The following is a 22,173-nucleotide window of genomic DNA, read 5'->3' as shown; positions in this document are numbered from 1 at the left end:
AATTTTTTCGTTTCTTAAACCTATACTCAAAGCACTCTTTACTCTTTGTTTTACTAGGTAAGGCTAAAAAGTGCTTTGAGTATATGGCGAATAAAATGCTGTTTTAGGTTTGATGTTATTAATAAAGCTCAGTTAACTTTGTTGAATAGACTCTATTGAATATATTTAGTGGAGTTAACTGAGCTACTTTATTTTAGAATTTTTGACCAGAACACTTTGCAGTTTTCACGTCAAAGTTGCCGCAGTTAACTGGCGCTGTCCAATCTGAGATTAAGTTTTGTGAACTTGGTAAGTAGTCAGACCATGCATCACCAATAACGGTACCTGGAGTTTCTGAAACCACTTCAAATTGACCATCATCTTGAATTTCACCAATAAGTACTGGTTTAGATAAATGATGATTAGCGTTCATAACCGCAATACCACCAGTTAGGTTAGGCACCGCAATACCAATCATTGCTTGTTCAACTGCACTAACTTTAGTTGTACCCGCTTTTTCAACCGCTTTTGCCCACATTTTAAAGCCAATGTAAGTCGCTTCCATTGGATCATTGGTTACACGTTTTTCATCACCAATATATGACTGCCACGCTTCAATAAACGCTTCATTTTCGTCAGATTCAACACTTTGGAAGTAGTTCCAAGCCGCTAAGTGACCAACAAGAGGTTTAGCATCAAAACCAGAAAGCTCTTCTTCACCAACTGAGAAAGCAACTACAGGAATATCTTCAGCAGAAATACCTTGGTTACCTAACTCTTTATAGAAAGGAATATTGGCATCACCATTGATAGTTGAAACAACTGCTGTTTTCTTACCTTCTGAGCCAAACTTTTTAATACTTGAAACAATACCCTGCCAATCAGAATGACCAAATGGCGTATAGTTGATCATGATATCTTCGTCTTTAACACCTTTAGATTTTAAATACGATTCTAAGATTTTATTGGTAGTACGTGGGTAAACATAATCAGTCCCCGCTAAAACCCAACGGGTAGCGCCCATTTCATCCATTAAATAATCAACCGCAGGAATCGCTTGTTGGTTTGGCGCAGCACCTGTGTAGAATACGTTTTTAGAAGATTCTTCACCTTCATATTGAACTGGGTAGAATAATAAGCCGTTCAATTCTTCAAGTACTGGCAATGCAGATTTACGAGAAACTGAAGTCCAACAACCAAAAATAACATCTACTTTTTCTTTGGCTAAAAGTTCACGTGTTTTTTCCGCAAATAATGGCCAGTTTGACGCAGGGTCAACTACAACCGCTTCTAATTTTTTACCTAACAACCCACCAGCTTTATTTTGCTGTTCAATCATCATTAAAACAGTATCTTTTAATGTGGTTTCAGAAATAGCCATAGTGCCTGATAATGAATGTAAAACACCGACTTTAATAGTGTCTGCAGCTACCGCCATTTGAGCAACTAAGCTACTGGCGATTATTGAACTTGCGATTATTAATTTTTTAAATTTCATGTGTTAATCCTGTTTTTTAATGGTGAACATCTATTTTGAATATAAAGTGATAAACAATTTACCCCTTAGTCAGGGCTTATTTAGTTGCCCCCTAAGTAAGCCCTGACTAAATGAGTATTGATTAGTTAAACTAAGTTAAATTTGGAATTGGAAGCCAAGGGTAAAGGTTGTATTATCCGGACCTTGTTGTCCTGAAGCGTTTGCATCTCCATTAGTTATGTTGGCGTTCACAAGCAGGTTATGACCGTCAATAACATAGTTAACACCTATTTCAGATAAGTCACTTGATTCACCATCAGTAGGTTCATTACTAGTGAAGCGTAAGTAAGGTTGTACAAGCCCCATGCCTACTTTGTTAGCGAACATATAAGCGCCAGTAATAAAGTAAGAATCACCATCAAATAGTGGTAAATCACCGGTTGCACAATCACAGTCAAAGGTTTTATATTCAGCTTCAACGGTAATAACACTGCCACCATCAAGTACTGTTTCAGATAAAACATCTAAAGCCACACCAGTAAAAGTACTAGCATCACCTACAGTACCGTAAGCTTCAGCTTGGGTTTGAAATGATAAGCCAACAGTGAAAATATCGCCGGCTTTGCCGTAGTAAGTTGAGCTAGTGTAATAAGCAGGGTTATTTTCCATACCTAAAAAGCTGTAAGCCAAACGACCGGCATATAATAAACTGTCATCTGCATTTGATGCGCCGTTATAGCCATCAAAAGCACCAACCGCATATTGAAATTTACCTAAAGTACCCCAAACCGTTACACCTTCATCACGGCCGTAAGCACCCGCTTCGTTATTAGCGCCAGCGTCTGATGGGTATAAAGGTACTGTGTATTGGTTCCATGTTAATGAATAGAATGGTCCATTCATTTCAATACGATCGCCAGGAGTTAACATACGCCCCACCCAAACATTAAACTCTTTTGATGGTTCATATTGGATAACTGCGTCTAAAACACCGTACTCGCCCCAAATTTCTTCCGTGTTAAAAGTAAACTTAAAGTCTTCCATTAACTGGCCTGAAATATAAATTCGGCTGTTGTTTAAAGCAAAGTCACTGCTATAGCTTTCACCGTTTGGTGAAGCGTCTTCTTGGGCGGTAAACGAGGTACGAATACCTGCGCCAACATTAATGTATGAATCGTCACTGATGACTAACTTTGCACCAGCATTGGCTGTTGAAATACTGCCAAATGAAAGTAGTAAGGTGGCGGCTATTGGCGTTAATTTGGTAAATAATTTCATATTGCGCTTCCGTTGTTTAAGTTGTTTAAATTGCGCTTGGTTACCTTTTTAATTGATAACTCGACACACAAGGGACTATTTAGAACTGGGTCTATTATGTCGATTGCTGTCAAGGTTCGGTATTCGCAAAAGCGCGCAACGGACTACGTAAAAGTACGCATATAAGTTTATCAATTTTCCTGTAAAATACGGCGCGAAGTGATATTAGCTGTAAAAATTATAAATTTAAGGGGCGTAGCCAATTCACCTTAATATATAAATTGCCCTTGTACATATTCGTATTACTGCTGTAGATTGAAAGTCGACTATGATTGATTTAAACAACTAATAAACTTACTAACGAATCAAGTTGCTAACGAGTCGAAGTTATTTTTTAATCAATTCAAGTTACTAAGCCCAAACTACCTTTTCTTCGAAGTAAAATTACTTTCTATGCAAGCTAATCAAAAAATATTACCCAAAAGAAGAATCTACAATAAGCTTGTTGCAAACGAGATGATGGAAGATTTTGCCCTACGCTTTACCGCAAGACGCGCCAGACATTGGTCACTGAGCAGAATTGCCGCAACCGCATTGGGCATTGTGTCTTTCTTAGTATTAGAAGCAATTGGCGGCGCTATAACGCTTAACTATGGTTTCACCAACTCTGTATGGGCGATTTTAGCGATAATAGTTGTTGTGTTTATTACCGGCTTACCTATCAGTTACTACGCAGCAAAGTATGGGGTTGATATAGATTTACTCAGCCGAGGCGCAGGGTTTGGCTATATAGGATCAACCATAGCATCACTCATTTATGCTTCCTTTACCTTTATATTTTTTGCACTCGAAGCGGCCATTATGTCGATGGCTTTAAAAATACTATTCGGTTTACCGCTCAGTATTGGTTATATCGTAAGTGCTGTTGTTGTTATTCCTTTAGTGACTCATGGTATTGCCTACATCAGTCGTTTTCAGGTGTGGACCCAGCCCTTATGGATTTTCTTGCAATGCTTACCGCTTTATTTCGTGTTTACTCATGAAAGCACTCAGTTACAAGGTTGGGTAGACTTTAACGGTGATGCCGGAGTAAGTGGCGGCTCATTTAATATTTTATTGTTTGGCGCTGCATCGGCTGTATTACTTTGCTTAGTTGCGCAAATTGGCGAGCAAGTTGACTTTTTACGCTTTCTGCCCGAAAAACCTCAAAAAAAAGCATGGCGTTGGTGGGCGGCGCTTATTGCTGCAGGCCCAGGCTGGATAATATTTGGGGCATTAAAATTATTACTCGGCTCCTTTTTAGCTTATCTTGCTTTACAACAAGGGATTTCCGCTGACTTAGCTGATGATCCCGCGCATATGTACCAAATGGCCTTTAGTTACGTATTTGAGAACTCAGATATAGTCGTAATAGTTGCTTGTACATTCGTAGTTGTATCGCAACTAAAAATTAATGTTGCCAACGCTTATGCTGGCTCATTAGCTTGGTCTAATTTTTTCTCTCGAGTAACACATAATCATCCTGGTCGTGTGGTATGGATGGTGTTTAATGTTGCCATCGCCTTACTATTGATGGAATTAGGCATTTATCAAACCATTGAAAGTATGTTGTCGGTTTATTCAGTGCTGGTTTTAGCTTGGCTCAGCTCAGTTGTCGCTGATTTAATCATTAATAAACCTTTAGGTATTAGCCCTAAACATATTGAGTTTAAACGTTCGCATTTATACGATATTAACCCCGTTGGTGTCGGCTCAATGTTTATTGCTTCAGTTGTCGGTTTTACGGCTCATTTTGGTTGGTATGGTGAAACCGTTAAAGCCCTAGCATCCTTTATTGCTTGCGGTTTACCTTTTATTACCGTGCCATTAATAGGTTGGTTAACAAAAGGAAAATATTACTTAATCGATGAGAACAGAGCTGAAATAACTAAAATAACGCAATGTCATATTTGTGAGAATAGTTTCGATAAAGAAGATATGACCTTCTGCCCTGCTTATGGCAAAGCTATTTGCTCTTTATGTTGTAGTTTAGATGTACGCTGTGGCGATCAATGTCGAACTAAAGCCACTTTATCAAAACAGTCATATGACTTTTTCAAAACCTTTTTTAGTGAAACGACTTTACGAAAATTCTCCACACCCTTAATGCACTTTATCGCATTAACCCTTGGCCTTAGCTTAATTGGTGCCAGTATAATTTTTCTTATCTATATTCAATTACCCATGGAGAACCATGTGATCCGAGCGGTTTTTGCAAATACCTTAATTAAAATATTTTTTGTATTGGTCATTATTATTGGTGTAGTCAGTTGGCTATTTACCCTAGCCCGAAGTAGTAATGTGCTGGCAATGCGTGAGTTACGTTCGCAAACGAGAGCTCTTGAAGATGAATTTACGGCTCATGAAAAAACAGCTCTGGCGTTAAAAGAAGCCAAAGAAATTGCCGAAGCTGCCAATAACGCCAAAAGTCGTTATCTTGCTGGCTTAAGTCACGAACTGCGAACCCCACTAAACGTGTTATTAGGTTATGCACAATTACTAAGTCAAGATCAAGAGTTGCCAACACAACAACGAGAGCGATTAGGTATAGTAAAACGAAATGGTGAACATTTAGCCGATTTAATTGAAGGTTTGTTGGAAATATCTAAAATTGAAGCTGGTCGAGTCACTTTACAACGCGATGAATTTAATTTCAAAGCAGTATTACAGCAACTCGTTGATATGTTTCAAATGCAAGCTAACCAGAAAGGCCTTAAATTTCACTATGTAGCCAAGGGCTCGGTGCCCGAATACGTTGCCTGCGATAAACAGCGTTTACGACAAATATTAATTAACTTAATTTCTAACGCCATTAAATATACTGAAAAAGGCTCTATTACCTTTGAGATGAATTACCGCAGTCAAGTCGCCCATTTTAGCATTAGCGATACAGGTACAGGTATTTCGTTAGAAAACCAAGAGCTTATTTTCAAACCATTCGAGCAAATAAGAAATACTCATACCCAAGCAATTGGCGGTACTGGTTTAGGGCTCACTATTTCACGCTCTTTAGCTGAATTAATGGGCGGAGAAATAACTCTATCAAGTACCTTAGGTCAAGGCTCTATATTTAAATTTCGCTTAATGTTACTGTCTGTTCATCGTGAGCAAAGCCAACCAGAATACGCCAAAACTAAAGCTATTGGTTATGATGGTAATAAGCAAAATATATTAATAATAGATGATGACGAAAATCAACGCCACTTGATGCACGATTTATTATCTCCACTTGGTTTCACCCTATTTAGTGCCGCGGATGCTGAGCAAGGATTTGTAATACTTGAAGATAACGATATAGATCTTATTTTGCTTGATGTGCGTATGCCAAAAATGGATGGTTGGCAAATGGTACAATTATTACGAGAAAAGTTATATTTAATGCCGGTTATTATGGTTTCAGCTAATGCTCGTGATGCCGAATTTAATCTGCAAGCTGAAGGTTATCATAACGATTACATTGCTAAACCGTTAAACTTTGATACCTTATTAGGGAAAATTGGTGGTTTGCTTGAATTAAACTGGCAATATCAAAATATTCAACGAAATAGTAAATTAAAACAATTAAACAATGCGAGTAAGCCGTTAGCAAAAGCTGGCGAATTCGAAGCCTTAATGGCCTTGGCTGAAATTGGTTATTTATCTGGTTTTAAAGATAAGTTTTGTGAGCTAAAAGAACACTATTATTTACCTGCCGAAATAGATTCTCAATTAACTGAGTACCTTGAGTTGTGTAATTTCCCTGCCATTATTCAGTATTTAAATGAGTTAAACCATGAAGAATAAAATTAGCGATGTTGTATTGGTAGTTGATGACTCACCAGAATCATTAGGTATGTTGAATGTCGCTTTAAATACCCAGGGTTTTACTGCTTTAGTAGCCTTAAACGGGCTGCAGGCTTTAGCTATTATTGACAAAGTTGAACCGGATGTAATTTTATTAGATGCGGTAATGCCTGAAATGGATGGTTTTGAAACCTGTAAGCGACTGAAAGTATTATTGCCTAATACACCTATTATTTTTATGACTGGGCTAACTGATATTGAAGATGTAGTAAAAGGCTTTGAAGCTGGCGGCGTTGATTACGTGACTAAACCGATATCGCCAGATGAAGTTATCGCTCGAATTAAAAGACATGTGCAAACAGCAAAGCAAGCATTAAGCGCACAAAATGCCTTGGATCATGCAGGTAAAAATGTTTTTTGTGTGAATAAGCAAGGTCGGTTATCTTGGGCCACCCCTTATGTTCATGAATTTATAGATCAAATATCAACCAAGGATACGAGTCCTTGGGCAACACTTGCAGAAGTAATTGAACAATGGTTATCTAATGAGCACCAACAAAACTTAGTAATAAAATTGTTTAGTGAAACCGTTACTATTTACTACGAGCGCCAACAAGAAGATATGCATTTATTAAGTATAGTAAAAACTAAGCAAGATAAATCGCCTAGTGATTTACAGCAAGCTTTACCCGTAACAAAACGCGAATCAGAAGTGCTTTACTGGGTGTCTTACGGTAAAACAAGTTGGGAAATATCACAAATATTAACCATGAGCCCAAGAACAGTAAATAAACACCTTGAACAAATTTATAAAAAACTTGGCGTTGAAAACCGTACTTCTGCAGCGGCTATTTCAATTAGAATTTTAGAAACAGAATAAAATACTCTGAACACGATTCGAATAAAAAAGCCCTAGTACTGAGCTAAGTTAATAAATTAACCATAAGTTCAGAACAAGGGCTTTACTTTTCTTCGCAATAAAATAAACAGCAGTTTAACTCTTTTTATTATTCGCTATTCTTCCGATTGCGTAATTTCTACATCCATGTTTTCCGCAACTGAGTTACCACTCAACATTGCGCTCACTGCCATAATAATTACTGCAAATATCACGGTAGTTAATTTAAGTCCTTGCGAGGATGAATTTTTCATATTTTATCTAATACCTAATGACGCCTACACATATGTTTTCACTTCAGTTTTAATTTAACTATCTCATTAACTTAATAAAATAGTTATACCAATTGAAATATTAAATCATTTGGTATGAAAAACTTAATTAAAACATAACCTGTTTTTTATTATTAGTTTGTACTATTTATGAACAGGCATTGGGACGTTAAACCATTCTGCTTTTGTTTACAAGTTATTTCAAAAGACTTTGTTATTTAACCTGAGTTCGGGATAATGAAAGTGAGTAGAATAATAATATCAATCACTTAGAAGTTTACCTCTACAATAGTTTTAATTATTCGTAGTACAAGGCAGGAAAGCGAAGCCAATAACGGGTTATTGGGAGCTTTCATAACGAAGTAATACGGGTAATTAAGGCTGTTGTAGCATTTTGCTTATCCCGAACTCAGGTTATTTAATATAAAAATACTGCTATTGACTAAATAAAGTTATTATTTCAATAAATCAAAGGTCAAGCTTTGTTGTATTTCCTGCTCTTCGTTAGAAGATATTGTGATTTGAATTGAGCTGTTTAGCACTCCTGCGCCCGAGCTTAATACTCCTAAATTAGTATCTCCACGTAATAATTGGCTGTATTTAATAGCCATGGCTAACGATGTACTATCTGTAGTCAGTTGTTTATTCTTTTCTTTATTAAAGAGTTCTTTGTTTAAACCATCCGTTGCAGGGTGCAATGAAGAGACAGTAAAAAACAAACTGGCCGATCTTTCTTGGTTTTTCTGTTTATGTAGTTTAATTGATAACCGTAACATATCGGTTGCAAGTACATGATGTGCACTTTCAATTAAAGCATGGAGTAATTTTTGAATATATAATTCATCACTATTTATATAATGAGGTACGCTTTCATCAATGAGGAAATAAGTAGACTTATTCTCATAATGGTTACTGGCTTTAATCACCGATTCAATACGTTGTAAAAAACCATAAAAGTCAAAACAGTCTGATTTTGGTGTTATTTTTCCAGATTCAATATTAGATAAATCCATCATGGTGTCGAGTAACATTGCTATATTACTGCCCGCATGACTTATGCCGTTAACATCTTTGTTATTAATACCTTTTTTCTTTAACTGCTCAACTGAGGACTTTAAGGCTAACAAAGGCACCCTAAATTCAGTATTTAATGTTTGCAAGAAGTGTGTTTTAGCAGAGCTTTTTTGTTCCGATCTTTCTCTTGCTAAAATAAGCGCTCTGGTTTTAATGTCAACTTGTAGTCCCAATTCACGTGAGTAGGCAGCCATCATTAACACTAACATCTGAAATAATACCGCGCCTATAGTTCCGCCAACAAGTACAGCCCATGCTTGCCAACTTTGACTTTGACTAAACCAAGGCTGCTTTTCGCCGATATTAATTTGCCAATGCCGAGAAAAGAATGAAATGGTTTTAGTGTCTACATTTCTATTGGTGGTAGGAAAAGTGTGGCCGAATAAAGTAATAGGTTTTGCGCTATTAGAAACGTCTTGAATCAACAAGTTAACGTCGAGTGACTTATCTTTCGTTAAACGTTCAAAAAATGCATCAAATTGAACTACAGCAACTACAAAGCCCAATAAAGTATTATCGCTTAATAGAGATAAATTTTTCTGGGCTGTGCTTTTACTGGCCCTTCCTTCATTCTGTTTTGCATAACTTGATTTACCATGACTTGACGGTAAAAATATTGCTTTGCTAAAGAGCATACCTGGACTAGCTAATTTATCTTGTACTAGGGTTATTGGTGCACTCGCAACAAGCTCACCGCTATCTATAACATTTTGCATATTTAGTATATGCTGAGGATTACTAAATACATCCAAACCTAACACCACCTGGTTACCCTTTTCAGGGTATATATAATGCAGTGGCGCATATTGGTTACGCGGCTCTGCTATCCCTATTTGCCCATTAGCTAAGCGCTCTGTAATTTTAAAATCAGCTCCAAACAAGTCAGTGTTTTTTTGTTCAAACGCAGCTCTTTGGGTAAAGGTAACAATAGGCGCCCACTCTAAAGCTCTTACAGATGAGTTTTGTTTAAAAATACTGTCACTAAATAGAATAAATTCATCTAATTTGACATGTTCGCTGGCTTTAAAAAATGCGCCTGTACTATTAATTTTGTTTTCAACCGTTTCGATTTCAGCAAGTATCAAGCGTTTAACTTCAGCTGAAGACTGTTGAAATAGCGTTTGTCTGAAGTATTGTTGCTCAAATTGCGATGTTTTCAGCAAAACAAAAATAATTACGCCACCAAAAATAGAGGTAACCCCAACAAATAAACGTTTAGTAAAAGTAAATTCTTCCGTATTTTTTACCATTAATAATAACGGAATAAAAAATACCGCAATTAACATACTCGCAGACCAGGTGTTAATAAAAGTATAAAAAAAGCTACCTTGCATCACTTGATTATCGAGCATAGCAATCACTAAAACCGCACTAGCAGAAACTAAGCTACCAATTGGGCCAATACGCAATAAAAAGAAAAACAAATGTTTTCTTGATGTTATCCACTTTTTATAATGAATAAAGCGATATGCGAGATGTCTAACCCAAACCCCTTGCAGTGTTATGGCTAGTACAGCAATAGTCATTACCGCGACATTAGCGTCTAAGTTAAAATAATAACGAATACTAATAGCCAATAATGGGCTTGCCACTACAACTGCAATAAAAGGCGTAACTCCCCAAAGCAGTAACAAACCACTCATCAAGGCTGCTGACGGGCCAACAAAATTAACAATAGATTGCGGGTTAATTAGATAAATAGCGGCCAAAGCCGTAACAAGATATAAAATGACGGCAATAATAGTCTGTATTAAATGGCGTTGTATCATAGGTAATTATTCAAGAGTCGGTAAGGTTCGCTAATTAATACCAATCCAATTAAAGATGCGATCATTTCTGTTGTTAAAATAAACCATCAAATTAATGGAACTGGTAACATGCGAGAGTTTGTTAACAAAATATTACCACTATAATATCTGAATAATTACGCTACAGATAAAATAATCGTAAAATAATCGAGAAAATTACATAATATCAATTGCGCTGCCTCCGTTGGTAAGCGAAAATACTGGCAATTTTTTATTTTTAAGCCTATTAAATCTGGAGTCGATATGTCATCGCGTCAAGAGCTAGCAAATGCAATCCGTGTATTAAGTATGGATGCTGTACAAAAAGCAAAATCAGGACACCCTGGAGCGCCAATGGGGATGGCAGATATTGCCGAAGTATTATGGCGTGACTTTTTAAAACATAACCCTACGGATCCTAACTGGGCTGATCGCGATCGCTTTATCTTGTCAAACGGTCATGGTTCAATGCTTATTTACTCATTATTGCATCTATCAGGTTACGATTTAGCGATTGATGATTTAAAAAACTTCCGTCAATTACACTCTAAAACTCCAGGCCACCCAGAATACGGTTATACCCCAGGTGTTGAAACAACAACAGGCCCATTAGGTGCTGGTATAGCTAATGCTGTAGGTATGGCTATTGCTGAAAAAACACTTGCGGCACAATTTAACCGTGAAGATCATGCTATTGTTGACCATTTTACATACTGTTTCCTAGGTGACGGCTGTTTAATGGAAGGTGTTTCTCATGAATCTTGTTCACTTGCCGGTACTTTAGGCTTAGGTAAACTAATTGCTTTTTGGGATGACAACGGTATTTCAATTGATGGCGAAGTTGAAGGTTGGTTCACTGATAACACCCCTGCTCGTTTTGAATCTTACGGTTGGCATGTAATTTCAGTTGACGGTCATGACGCACAAGCTATTACTCATGCAATTGAAGAAGCAAAATCTGTTACTGACAAACCAAGTATCATTTGTTGTAAAACAATTATTGGTTTTGGCTCACCAAATAAATCAGGGAGCCATGATTGTCACGGTGCTCCACTAGGTGATGACGAAATTGCCGCAACACGCGAGTTTTTAAATTGGGAACATCCTGCCTTTGAAATTCCAGCAGACATTTATGCACAATGGGACAGAAAAGAAAAAGGTCAACAAAGCCAAACTAACTGGAATGATAAATTTGCGGCGTATAAAGCTGCATACCCAGTATTAGCAAAAGAATATGAACGTCGCGTTATTAACGGTGAATTGCCGGCTGAGTTTGAAGAAAAAGCCAATGCATTTATTCAACAATGTCATGAAAGCAGTGAAAACATAGCTTCACGTAAAGCATCTCAAAACGCCATTGAAGCCTTTGGTAGTATTTTACCAGAAATGTTGGGTGGCTCTGCCGATTTAGCAGGCTCTAACTTAACATTATGGTCTGGTTCAAAAGGTATTCAAGAAGACGCTGCGGGTAACTATATTTTTTATGGTGTACGCGAATTTGGTATGAGCAGCATTATGAATGGTATTTCATTACACGGCGGCTTTGTAAATTACGGCGCTACCTTCATGATGTTTATGGAGTACGCACGTAATGCAGTACGTATGTCAGCATTAATGGGGATTCAAAACATTTTTGTTTATACCCATGACTCGATTGGTCAAGGTGAAGATGGTCCAACACATCAACCTGTTGAGCAATTAACTAATTTAAGAACAACACCTAACTTAACAACGTGGCGTCCTTGTGATGCAACTGAAACTGCGGTTTCTTGGAAAGCAGCTGTACAAAATCAAAAAGCGCCAACGGCATTGATATTCTCTCGCCAAGGTTTACCAGCTATGACTCGTACCCAAGCGCAAGTTACTGACATTGAAAAAGGCGCTTACATTTTAGTGGATTGTACTGGTACGCCTGACGTTATTTTAATGGCAACTGGCTCTGAAGTAGGTTTAGCGGTAGATTCAGCTAAAACATTAACTGAGCAAGGTCAAAAAGTACGTGTTGTTTCAATGCCATCAACAAATGTTTTTGATAAACAAAGCAGTGAGTACAAAGAGTCTGTATTACCAGCAGCCGTAATTAAACGTGTTGCAATTGAAGCTGCGCATGTTGATTTCTGGGCTAAATACGTAGGCTTTAGTGGCGCTGTTGTTGGTATGACTACGTTTGGAGAGTCTGCACCTGGCAATGTATTATTAGAGCATTTTGGTTTTACCGTAGATAATGTTGTTAAAACGGTTAATGCCCTATAGCGCTCAGTAAAAATTTGTCGCAAGTTCTATATTGGACTTGCGACGAACTTCAACTTGCCAAAATTAACACCCAAATTAACAGCGGTTAAATTGTCGCTTAAAATAATCAATTAACTGTAGGGATTATGACAATTAGAATTGCTATCAATGGTTTTGGCCGCATTGGCCGCAGCGTAGTAAGAGCGCTATATGAAAATAATAAAACAGATTTATTTACCCTAGTCTCCATTAATGAATTAGCAGATCCGTCTGGCATCGCACATTTATTAAAATACGACAGTACCCACGGACGGTTTCCATTTGATGTCAGTCAGTTTGACCACCAATTAATCATCAATGGCGATAAAATTGCCTTAACTCATATCAACTCATTAAACGCACTTCCTTGGCAACAGCAAGATATTGACATAGTACTAGATTGTACAGGTATATACGGTAGCCAAGAAGATGGTCTTGAGCATATCAAGCAAGGTGCGGGTAAAGTTTTATTTTCTCATCCAGGCAATCAAGATGTTGATGCCACAATTATTTATGGCGTTAATCATCACATTCTAAATGCTAATGACCGTATAGTTTCCAATGGTTCCTGTACTACTAATTGCGTGATACCCGTCATAAAGGTGATTGATGAGGCATTTGGTGTAGAAAGTGGTACTATCACAACAATTCATTCTTCCATGCATGATCAACAAGTTATTGATGCATATCATGATGATTTACGTCGTTCACGAGCAGCAAGCCAATCAATCATTCCAGTAAACACCAAATTGGCTGCTGGTATTGAACGCATATTACCAAAATTTAAAGGTCGATTTGAAGCCATAGCAGTACGTGTGCCAACACTGAATGTTACCGCAATGGACTTAAGCCTAACAGTTAATAGTGATGCAAGTATCAACGCTATAAATCAAGCGATACAAGCTGCGACTAAAGAGCATAATTTATTGGGTATACTCGATTATACCGAAGAACCATTAGTTTCAGTTGATTTCAATCACGATCCTCATTCATGTATCGTTGATGGTAGTCAAACAAGAGTTAGTCATAAACGATTAATTAAAATGCTTATATGGTGTGATAATGAATGGGGTTTTGCTAACCGAATGTTAGATACGGCAATGGCGATGTATAAAGCCAACTAACTTTAAAGCTTAGTTAATATTTTAAGCATCATTTGTTTAGTAATATAATAAATAAAATGTATTAAGTAATATTAATTAGCGTATATTCATTATTAAATAGAAATATATTAAATACCCGTAGAAGTATAGATTTAGAGAAGAAAGATCAAGAACTTAACACGTTATAAAAAATCATAACGAACACATTATTTACAAACAGTAAAAATAGGAGACAACATGTCTATTATCAAAATGGCTGATCTAACTTTAGCTAACCAACGCGTATTAATCCGTGAAGATTTAAATGTGCCTTTAGAAGAAGGTAAAATCACCTCAGATGCACGTTTACGCGCCGCATTACCAACATTAAAAATTGCCCTAGAAGCTGGCGCAAAAGTAATGGTAATGTCTCACTTAGGTCGTCCAACTGAAGGCAAGCCTGAAGAAGAGTTTTCATTACAACCTGTTGCTGACTACCTTGGTGAAGCATTAGATTTCCCAGTTCGTTTAGAAAAAGATTACTTAAACGGTGTTGAAGTTGCTTCAGGTGAATTAGTAATTTTTGAAAATATTCGTTTTAATCTTGGCGAAAGCGCAGATGATGAAGTGTTATCTAAAAAGTTAGCTGCTCTTTGTGACATCTTTGTGATGGATGCTTTTGGTACAGCTCACAGAGCTCAAGCAAGTACACATGGCGTAGCTAAATTTGCTCCAATCGCTTGTGCGGGTCCATTATTAACTGGCGAACTTGATGCGTTAGCTAAAGCACTTAAAAACCCAGCGCGTCCATTAGTTGCTATTGTTGGTGGTTCTAAAGTATCAACTAAACTAACTGTACTTGATTCACTATCTAAAATTGCAGACACTTTAGTTGTTGGCGGTGGTATTTCAAATACGTTTGTTGCGGCAGCGGGTAACGAAGTTGGTCACTCATTATATGAAGAAGATTTAATTCCAGAAGCACAACGTTTATGTGCTCAAACTGAAGTTATTTTTGCACAAGATGTTACCACAACTAAAGATGGCTTTAGTGATTGGAAACACGACTCAACAACAACTGTAAAACCTGCTAACGCTGTTGCCGCCGATGAAGAAATCATCGATTACGGTACAGAAACTGCAGCTAAAGTTGCTGAAATAATCAGAACTGCAGGTACTATTTTATGGAATGGTCCTGTAGGCGTTTTTGAAATTGATGCTTTCTCAAAAGGTACTGAAACTATTTCACGTGCAATTGCTGCAAGTGAAGCGTTCTCAATTGCTGGTGGTGGTGATACATTAGCCGCTGTTGATAAATACGATATTGCTGATCAAGTTTCTTATATCTCAACAGGTGGTGGTGCATTCTTAGAATTTTTAGAAGGTAAAGTATTACCTGCTGTAGAAATTTTAGAGCAGCGCGCTAAGTCATAATATATGGCTATACTTGAACGTTAACTGCTAGTTAGCATTAAGTTACAAGTAATATTATTATTCATTAAAGGGCTTAGGCCCTTTTTTTATGCTCGAAATAAACTGCAATTTAGGTATAATTCCAATATTGTTACTTTCAACGTTACCTAGATCACCTTGACTGCATTTTTTTCTCGTTATCTTTTATTTATCCTATTGTTTAGCTACTGTTTCTTACCTAAGATTTCGTATGCTCAAGCACAACCAAATAACGCAGCAGATCCATCCGACATTTTGTTCAGTATTGAAAAAGCTGACGACTCAGATCAACCTTCCACAGGTACTATTTTTACCGCTTCAGCCCAATTAGGATTTTTATCTTTAACGGGTGATACTCGCAGTGCCGATATAAAGGCTGGCTTTGATATTCGTTTTGAGCGAGGACTTTGGCGTAGTTTTTTAGTCGGCAATATATTAGTCAAAAAAACAGAAACCCAAACGACAAATAGTGATGGCGTTGTTATCACTAATTTTGGTACCTCTGATCATAGGTGGAGCCTAGCTTCACAAACCAATTACACGGTTAACCCATTAAATAAAAACTATGTATATGGCAGTGTATTTTACGATCAAGATCGTTTCTCTAGTTTTAAATCACAATCATCAATATCTATCGGTTGGGGTCGTCGTTGGCATGAAGATAAACAGTCTAGTTTTGACGCTGACATTGGTCCAGGTTATAAGCGTGATGTACCCTACTTAACTCCTGAAGAAATAGCCGCAGGGGTAACGAGTGACGCTAAAGACTCCCTAATATTACAGATTCAAGCACTATATAGAGCTGAACTAAATGAACATATCGAATTTAAACAATTATTCGTTATTAAACACGCAATAGAAAATGGCGAAAACAGTATTTATAAATCGGGCAGTTCTATCACTAGTCGTTTGATTGACTCATTACAACTAAAACTTAATTTTGTTGCTAACTACAACACTCAAGTTGATGACGATAAAGAAAATTTAAATACCGAAACATCAGTAGTACTTGTTTATAGTTTTTAATTTTTCAAAGATATTTCACCTATAATAAAACGGATATAGACATTTAAAACCCTAATTAAAAGTACTTAGTAAAATTCACTTAATCACATTGCTTGCCTAGCGCCTTTAACCTAGAATATTGGTAATTAAGTTTTCCTTAAATTATTCATATCTATTAACAAAAGGTTTTTGTATGGCTCAGCCACTTCCAGATAAATTCATCATGTCGATGAACCGCGTTTCAAAAATTGTTCCACCGAAACGTACGATTCTAAAAGATATTTCGTTATCATTTTTCCCTGGCGCTAAAATTGGTGTTTTAGGTTTAAATGGCTCGGGTAAATCAAGCTTACTACGTATTATGGCTGGTGTTGATACCGATTTTGAAGGTGAAGCCAAAGCCTTAGCAGGCACTAACATTGGTTACTTACCGCAAGAGCCTGAATTAGACGAAACAAAAACAGTTCGTGAAATTGTTGAAGAAGCGGTATCAACCGTTAAAAATGCATTAGCTCGTCTTGATGAAGTGTATAACGAATATGCAGCTGAAGATGCTGACTTTGACGCCCTAGCTAAAGAGCAAGGTCAATTAGAAGATATCATCAATGCCAATGATGGCCATAATATTGATAACGTACTTGAACGCGCCGCTGATGCTCTGCGTTTACCTGCTTGGGATCAAGTTGTTAAAGTATTAAGTGGTGGTGAACGTCGCCGTGTTGCATTATGTCGTTTATTATTGCAAAAACCAGATATGTTGTTACTCGATGAGCCAACTAACCATTTAGATGCTGAATCAGTTGCCTGGTTAGAGCGCTTCTTACATGACTACTCTGGCACTGTTGTGGCAATCACCCATGATAGATACTTCCTTGATAACGTTGCAGGTTGGATTTTAGAGCTTGATAGAGGACATGGTATTCCTTATGAAGGTAACTACACTAATTGGTTAGAGCAAAAAGATGCGCGTTTAGCACAAGAAGGTAAAACTGAAAACGCTTTACAAAAAACCATCAAGCAAGAACTTGAATGGGTACGTTCAAACCCGAAAGCACGTCAATCAAAAAGTAAAGCCCGTATGGCACGTTTTGAAGAACTTAACAGCCAAGATCATCAAAAACGTAACGAAACCAACGAGCTTTACATTCCACCTGGACCACGTTTAGGTGATAAAGTACTTGATGTTAAAAACTTAACCAAATCATTTGGCGATAGAGTGTTAATTGATGATTTAAGCTTTAGTGTTCCTAAAGGTGCAATTGTTGGTATTATTGGTGCTAACGGCGCGGGTAAATCAACTTTATTTAAAATGATGTCGGGCGCTGAAACCCCTGACTCTGGTGAAGTAATTATTGGTGATACGGTTAAACTTGCCAGTGTTGATCAGTTCCGTGATGACATGGACAACAGTAAAACAGTTTATCAAGAAATATCTCAAGGCCATGACATTTTGCAAATTGGTAACTTTGAAATTCCAAGTCGCGCTTATGTAAGTCGTTTTAACTTTAAAGGTAACGATCAACAAAAGATCATTGGCGACTTATCCGGTGGTGAACGTAATCGTGTACATTTAGCTAAGCTGGTACAAACCGGTGGTAACGTATTATTACTCGATGAGCCGACCAACGATTTAGATGTTGAAACCTTACGTGCACTTGAAGAAGCTTTATTAGAGTTCCCTGGCTGTGCCATGGTAATTTCCCATGACCGTTGGTTCCTAGATCGCATCGCAACGCACATTTTAGATTACCGTGATGAAGGTAAAATTAATTTCTACGAAGGTAACTTTACTGATTACGAAGCATGGTTGAAGAAAACATTAGGTCCTGCAGCAACAGAGCCACACAGAATCAAATATAAAAAGATTGGTTAAATAACCGAAACCAAACCTGATATTAGCTGACCTAAATTAGATTAAGTAAATAACAGGTAAGCGGTTAATTTATTTTAATGCTTTTATAATTGAATAATTCAAAGCCAGTTAACCTATTAATGTTAACTGGCTTTTTTACATCAGCAACTTTTTTACTTTTGCGATAAATATGGCTATGCTAATGTTAATTCAAATATAGTTCAAACCTAGTAATAACTTAGTTAAGGTATTAATTACATGGAAGATAGACGACAATTTACTCGTGTTTTATTTTCAATAAACGCGATAGTAAGCATTGATGAGAAAACCTACCCAGTTTCTATTCACGATATTTCACTTAATGGCGCGTTAGTAACGGCAATAAACAGTAAACAATCTTTGCTAGGTAAATTAGGTACACTACAATTTTTATTATCAGATCAAGAATCTGAAGTGATTATGAATATCGCAGTTGTTCATGAAAAAGAAAATGAAACAGGTTTACAATGTAATGCTATTGATATTGACAGCGTTACTCATTTACGTCGATTAATTGAACTTAACTTAGGTGATAGTGAACAACTTAATAAAGAATTAAGCCAATTATCGCACTTACATTAATCTAACTCTCCCCCCTACCCTTAGCTTATATTTAGGAGCTTTAATGAATCATATAGTTATCTCTTGTATTGGTCCCGACAAATCGGGTTTAGTAGATACATTATCTAAAATTATCGCCAAGCATAATGGCAACTGGCAAGTCAGTAGCTTGCATCATTTATCAGGCTTTTTCGCTGGTGTTATTGAAGTTGCGGTAGCAGAAGAGTTTTGTGATGCCTTGGTCAGTGAACTAAAAACCATTAACGGTTTAAGTTGTCAGATTGAAGTAGCGCAGCCTAATTTAATTAAAGTTAATTGTAATCTAGTTTTAGATATTACCGCCAATGACAGAGCCGGCATTGTGCAAGAAGTATCGTCTGTTATTCATCATCAAAATGGCAATTTGATTAAGTTAGTTTGCGCACAAGAAAGTGCTGCCCATAGCGGACAAGATATATTCAAAGCTAAAGTTAAAATTTCAATTGATGAAAACTCTATAGATGATTTAATTGACGCATTAGAAAATATTGCTGATGACTTGATGGTTGATATTTCTAGATAAACATCGTATGTATTATGCGTGGGAACAAGAAGACAACACCCAACTAGTTCCTATGCTCTGCGTGGGAACTACTCTTTTAAACTCTCCAAGCTTTCTAAAAAATTCGCCGCTTTACTAATATCTCGACTACGTTTCATATCAGGTAAGCTTTTCAGAAAAGTTTCACCGTAAGGCTTATTTACTAATCTATCATCACAAATCACCATGACACCGCGATCACTCACATCACGGATCAATCGTCCTACTCCTTGTTTTAAAGCAATAACAGCTTGCGGTAATTGTATTTGAGTAAAGGGCTCGCCACCTTGTCGCCTGGCATCTTCACAACGTGCTTGCAGTAATGGATCGTCAGGAGAAGCAAACGGTAGTTTATCAATAATCACGCAAGTCAGTTTGTCACCACGTACATCTATACCTTCCCAAAAGCTCGCTGTAGCTAATAGTACCGCGCTATCTTCTTCAATAAATTGTTCAAGTAATTTACGCTTAGCCATTTGCCCTTGTACTAATAATGGGTTATCAATGCTTGTTGCTAATATTTCAGCCACTTGGTTCATTACTCGATAACTAGTAAATAGCATAAAACAGGCGCCTTTACTGGCTTTGATTAATGGCTCTGCCAGCTCAGCTAATTTTAATGCCCTATTTTTATCGTTTGCTTGTGGCAAGTATCGTGGTACAACCAAGCGAGATTGCGCTTGATAATCAAACGGGCTATCAAGCATAAGTTGCTTAGCCCCTTGTAACCCTAAATGCTGAGAAAAATGATCAAAACTATTATCTACCGCCAGCGTTGCTGAGGTAAAAATCCAACCGGCTCCGGACTCTTTCACTACCGTGTTAAACTTATCACTAACCGTTAGAGGGGTTTGATGTAAAGTGACACTGCGCGGTGTGGTTTCATACCAAAAACTCATGCCAAAAGCCTCAACATTAGCCATCACTTCATACTGCGCTAGCAAGTTTACCGCTCGGTCAAAACAGTTATCAATAGCTTCATTTCTTGAGACACAAAGCTTGATCACTTGATAGAGGAAATCTAAATCGATTTTTAAATTGGCAAACTTTTGTTGAAATTGCGGCAGTTTATATTTTTCTCGCCAGTTACCACGCTCAGGATCGTAATTGAATAATAAACGAAACTCTTGACAAGTTTTCTGCAATTTTTCGGCCGCACGACCCAATTGTTTTACGTCGGTTAAACTGCTTCGGTGTACTTGTAAAACATCGGTACATAAATCAACTAACTGCTTACTTGAGAATGCTTCACCAAAATATTCACTGGCAATATCACCAATTTGATGGGCTTCATCAAAAATCATTACTTGTGCTTTAGGAATTAACTCGCCAAAACCGGTATCTTTTAACGCCATATCAGCAAAAAACAAATGATGATTCACGACAATAATATCGGCATCACTTGCTTTTTGACGAGCTCTAACTAAGTGACATGCTTCATAATCTGGGCAGTCTCTTGCTAAGCAGTTATCTAAAGTACTGGTTACAAAGGGGAAAATACTTGAGTCTTCACTTACATTCACAAGCTCGCCAATATCACCACTTTGCGTACCATTTGCCCAAGTTTTTACTTTGACTAAATCTTGCAACATTTGCGCATCAAGTTGACCGCGACTATCTTGATATTGAGCTAAACGGTAATTACATAAGTAATTTGAGCGTCCTTTTAATAAAGCTACTTGAGCATTACTAGCTAAAGCTTTTTTAATTAACGGAATATCTTTATGAAAGAGCTGCTCTTGTAGGTTTTTAGTTCCCGTTGAAACAACTATTTTTTTAGGTTTTTTGGGATTGAGTGATAAAAATGCAGGGATTAAATAAGCAAATGTTTTACCTGTACCTGTACCCGCTTCAACAATAAGTGACGACTGATTATCAATAGCCTCTGCAACATCAAGTGCCATATCGGTCTGCGCTTGGCGAGGAGAGAAACCTTGAATAGCTTTTGCTAACGCACCAGTTTCAGAAAAGGCATGACTGACTTGGCTAGCTCCCTTATTAATCTCGCTATTTACTGTTTTAGTATTACCTGGTATTGCTGCAGTTGCTGTCTCGGCTAATGTGCCAAGTAAAGCGCCGGCTAAAATGTCGGATGTTGTTTCAGTCATGTGAGACAGGAGGCAAAGAGATTATGACAATAAGTATACTTAACTACAGCTTAAGCATAAAGATCTAAGTGCTTAGTGTCGTCGTCATCGTCATGTTTTTTTTCAATACTCACTTCGCTACCGTGTTTTTCATAGGTAATTTCATCTGGGCTAACTAAGTGGTTATCATCGATGAATTTAGCACTTTCTTGCCCTTCACTCTCATTAGCGTTTTCTTTACTATTTTCTTTTTTATTTTTTTTACTACTATCTTGTAATCCCTTGGCATTTTTTTGCGTATTATTATTATGTTTTTTATCCTCATTCTTTAAATAATATTTATGATTTTCGAGATGTTCGGGATCTTGACTCAACTTGCTGCTTGCCGATTCTTTAAGCAAGGCTTTTACTTTAAAGTCTTCTGGCTTGATAGGTCGTTGAACTACCTGAGCCAATTGCGTGGTAAAAATATCCATTACTGCCTCCTATACTTCGTAATTTACGGTTTTTTGAGGGGTTGTTTTTTATTATTAGTAACGAGAAAAATAATTGATTAACCTATTATCGGCAAAATAGTTATAAACTTGAAATAACCTTGCTTCAAGGGTTCATTCCCTTTATCTGCACTAAAATAGATAACTCTTTATGTTAATTGAATCTTTTAGTATAGTTATCCGC

At 37.1% G+C, this 22,173-nt stretch carries 15 protein-coding genes; 9 read left to right on the top strand and 6 right to left on the bottom strand.

The genetic code is table 11. From position 1 onward, the window contains the following. Positions 1–193: 193 nt before the first annotated feature. On the bottom strand, positions 194–1,477 hold the full coding sequence (gene urtA / locus CWS31_RS14800; protein ID WP_101344226.1) for an urea ABC transporter substrate-binding protein: 1,284 nt from the start codon (positions 1,475–1,477) through the stop codon (positions 194–196). Positions 1,478–1,612: 135 nt separating this feature from the next. Continuing rightward, positions 1,613–2,734, bottom strand: coding sequence for a porin family protein (locus tag CWS31_RS14795; RefSeq protein WP_101344227.1), 1,122 nt, complete (start codon positions 2,732–2,734; stop codon positions 1,613–1,615). A gap of 432 nt (positions 2,735–3,166) precedes the next feature. Here CWS31_RS14795 and CWS31_RS14790 point away from each other — a divergent pair, with 432 nt between their 5' ends. Beyond that, positions 3,167–6,535 (top strand): ATP-binding protein, encoded by a 3,369-nt coding sequence (locus tag CWS31_RS14790; RefSeq protein WP_101344228.1) that lies wholly within the window; start codon positions 3,167–3,169, stop codon positions 6,533–6,535. Next, positions 6,525–7,415, top strand: coding sequence for a response regulator transcription factor (locus tag CWS31_RS14785; RefSeq protein WP_101344229.1), 891 nt, complete (start codon positions 6,525–6,527; stop codon positions 7,413–7,415). The genes CWS31_RS14790 and CWS31_RS14785 overlap by 11 nt, the downstream gene beginning before the upstream one ends. A 134-nt stretch (positions 7,416–7,549) precedes the next feature. Here CWS31_RS14785 and CWS31_RS17595 read toward each other — a convergent pair whose 3' ends face one another. Continuing rightward, positions 7,550–7,687, bottom strand: a complete 138-nt coding sequence (locus CWS31_RS17595; RefSeq protein WP_170252895.1) for a hypothetical protein — start codon at positions 7,685–7,687, stop codon at positions 7,550–7,552. Positions 7,688–8,160: 473 nt separating this feature from the next. Next, positions 8,161–10,548, bottom strand: a complete 2,388-nt coding sequence (locus CWS31_RS14780) for a CHASE domain-containing protein (RefSeq protein ID WP_101344230.1) — start codon at positions 10,546–10,548, stop codon at positions 8,161–8,163. A gap of 282 nt (positions 10,549–10,830) precedes the next feature. Between CWS31_RS14780 and tkt the strand changes: the two genes are divergently transcribed. The 7 genes from tkt (at position 10,831) to CWS31_RS14745 (ending at position 19,390) form a co-directional block, all read left to right on the top strand. After that, a complete protein-coding gene (gene tkt, locus CWS31_RS14775) occupies positions 10,831–12,819 on the top strand; it encodes a transketolase (protein ID WP_101344231.1) in 1,989 nt (662 codons plus the stop codon). 125 nt (positions 12,820–12,944) lie between these two features. Further along, positions 12,945–13,961: an erythrose-4-phosphate dehydrogenase gene (gene epd, locus CWS31_RS14770; protein ID WP_101344232.1), complete on the top strand. Its 1,017-nt coding sequence runs from the start codon at positions 12,945–12,947 to the stop codon at positions 13,959–13,961. A 216-nt stretch (positions 13,962–14,177) separates the two neighbouring features. Continuing rightward, a complete protein-coding gene (locus CWS31_RS14765; RefSeq protein ID WP_101344233.1) occupies positions 14,178–15,353 on the top strand; it encodes a phosphoglycerate kinase in 1,176 nt (391 codons plus the stop codon). Positions 15,354–15,509: 156 nt separating this feature from the next. Further along, on the top strand, positions 15,510–16,397 hold the full coding sequence (locus CWS31_RS14760) for a DUF481 domain-containing protein (protein ID WP_101344234.1): 888 nt from the start codon (positions 15,510–15,512) through the stop codon (positions 16,395–16,397). 172 nt (positions 16,398–16,569) lie between these two features. Then, positions 16,570–18,249 carry an energy-dependent translational throttle protein EttA gene (ettA, locus tag CWS31_RS14755; protein WP_101344235.1) on the top strand — a complete coding sequence of 560 codons (1,680 nt, stop codon included), beginning with the start codon at positions 16,570–16,572 and terminating at the stop codon, positions 18,247–18,249. A gap of 237 nt (positions 18,250–18,486) precedes the next feature. Continuing rightward, entirely contained in the window at positions 18,487–18,849 is a 363-nt protein-coding gene (locus CWS31_RS14750; protein ID WP_101344236.1) for a PilZ domain-containing protein, read from the top strand. Between the two features lie 43 nt (positions 18,850–18,892). Further along, a complete protein-coding gene (locus CWS31_RS14745; RefSeq protein WP_101344237.1) occupies positions 18,893–19,390 on the top strand; it encodes a glycine cleavage system transcriptional repressor in 498 nt (165 codons plus the stop codon). Between the two features lie 68 nt (positions 19,391–19,458). Here the strand turns inward: CWS31_RS14745 and yoaA are convergent, their stop codons facing one another. After that, the gene (gene yoaA / locus CWS31_RS14740) at positions 19,459–21,516 is read right to left on the bottom strand and encodes a DNA repair helicase YoaA (protein WP_246143549.1); all 2,058 of its coding nucleotides are present in this window, start codon (positions 21,514–21,516) and stop codon (positions 19,459–19,461) included. Positions 21,517–21,566: 50 nt separating this feature from the next. Beyond that, positions 21,567–21,971, bottom strand: coding sequence for a hypothetical protein (locus CWS31_RS14735; RefSeq protein ID WP_101344238.1), 405 nt, complete (start codon positions 21,969–21,971; stop codon positions 21,567–21,569). Between the last annotated feature and the right edge of the window lie 202 nt (positions 21,972–22,173).

Origin of the sequence: Colwellia echini, assembly GCF_002843355.2 — a bacterium.
Classification (GTDB): Bacteria; Pseudomonadota; Gammaproteobacteria; order Enterobacterales; family Alteromonadaceae; genus Colwellia; species Colwellia echini.
This window is presented reverse-complemented; position numbering and strand designations above follow the sequence as displayed.

What these genes read in the sequence shown, in the direction of transcription:
- urtA (WP_101344226.1), bottom strand. Translation starts at nt 1,477, where the DNA reads ATGAAATTTAAAAAATTAATAATCGCAAGTTCAATAATCGCCAGTAGC.
- CWS31_RS14795 (WP_101344227.1), bottom strand. Translation starts at nt 2,734, where the DNA reads ATGAAATTATTTACCAAATTAACGCCAATAGCCGCCACCTTACTACTT.
- CWS31_RS14790 (WP_101344228.1), top strand. Translation starts at nt 3,167, where the DNA reads ATGCAAGCTAATCAAAAAATATTACCCAAAAGAAGAATCTACAATAAG.
- CWS31_RS14785 (WP_101344229.1), top strand. Translation starts at nt 6,525, where the DNA reads ATGAAGAATAAAATTAGCGATGTTGTATTGGTAGTTGATGACTCACCA.
- CWS31_RS17595 (WP_170252895.1), bottom strand. Translation starts at nt 7,687, where the DNA reads ATGAAAAATTCATCCTCGCAAGGACTTAAATTAACTACCGTGATATTT.
- CWS31_RS14780 (WP_101344230.1), bottom strand. Translation starts at nt 10,548, where the DNA reads ATGATACAACGCCATTTAATACAGACTATTATTGCCGTCATTTTATAT.
- tkt (WP_101344231.1), top strand. Translation starts at nt 10,831, where the DNA reads ATGTCATCGCGTCAAGAGCTAGCAAATGCAATCCGTGTATTAAGTATG.
- epd (WP_101344232.1), top strand. Translation starts at nt 12,945, where the DNA reads ATGACAATTAGAATTGCTATCAATGGTTTTGGCCGCATTGGCCGCAGC.
- CWS31_RS14765 (WP_101344233.1), top strand. Translation starts at nt 14,178, where the DNA reads ATGTCTATTATCAAAATGGCTGATCTAACTTTAGCTAACCAACGCGTA.
- ettA (WP_101344235.1), top strand. Translation starts at nt 16,570, where the DNA reads ATGGCTCAGCCACTTCCAGATAAATTCATCATGTCGATGAACCGCGTT.
- CWS31_RS14750 (WP_101344236.1), top strand. Translation starts at nt 18,487, where the DNA reads ATGGAAGATAGACGACAATTTACTCGTGTTTTATTTTCAATAAACGCG.
- CWS31_RS14745 (WP_101344237.1), top strand. Translation starts at nt 18,893, where the DNA reads ATGAATCATATAGTTATCTCTTGTATTGGTCCCGACAAATCGGGTTTA.
- yoaA (WP_246143549.1), bottom strand. Translation starts at nt 21,516, where the DNA reads ATGACTGAAACAACATCCGACATTTTAGCCGGCGCTTTACTTGGCACA.
- CWS31_RS14735 (WP_101344238.1), bottom strand. Translation starts at nt 21,971, where the DNA reads ATGGATATTTTTACCACGCAATTGGCTCAGGTAGTTCAACGACCTATC.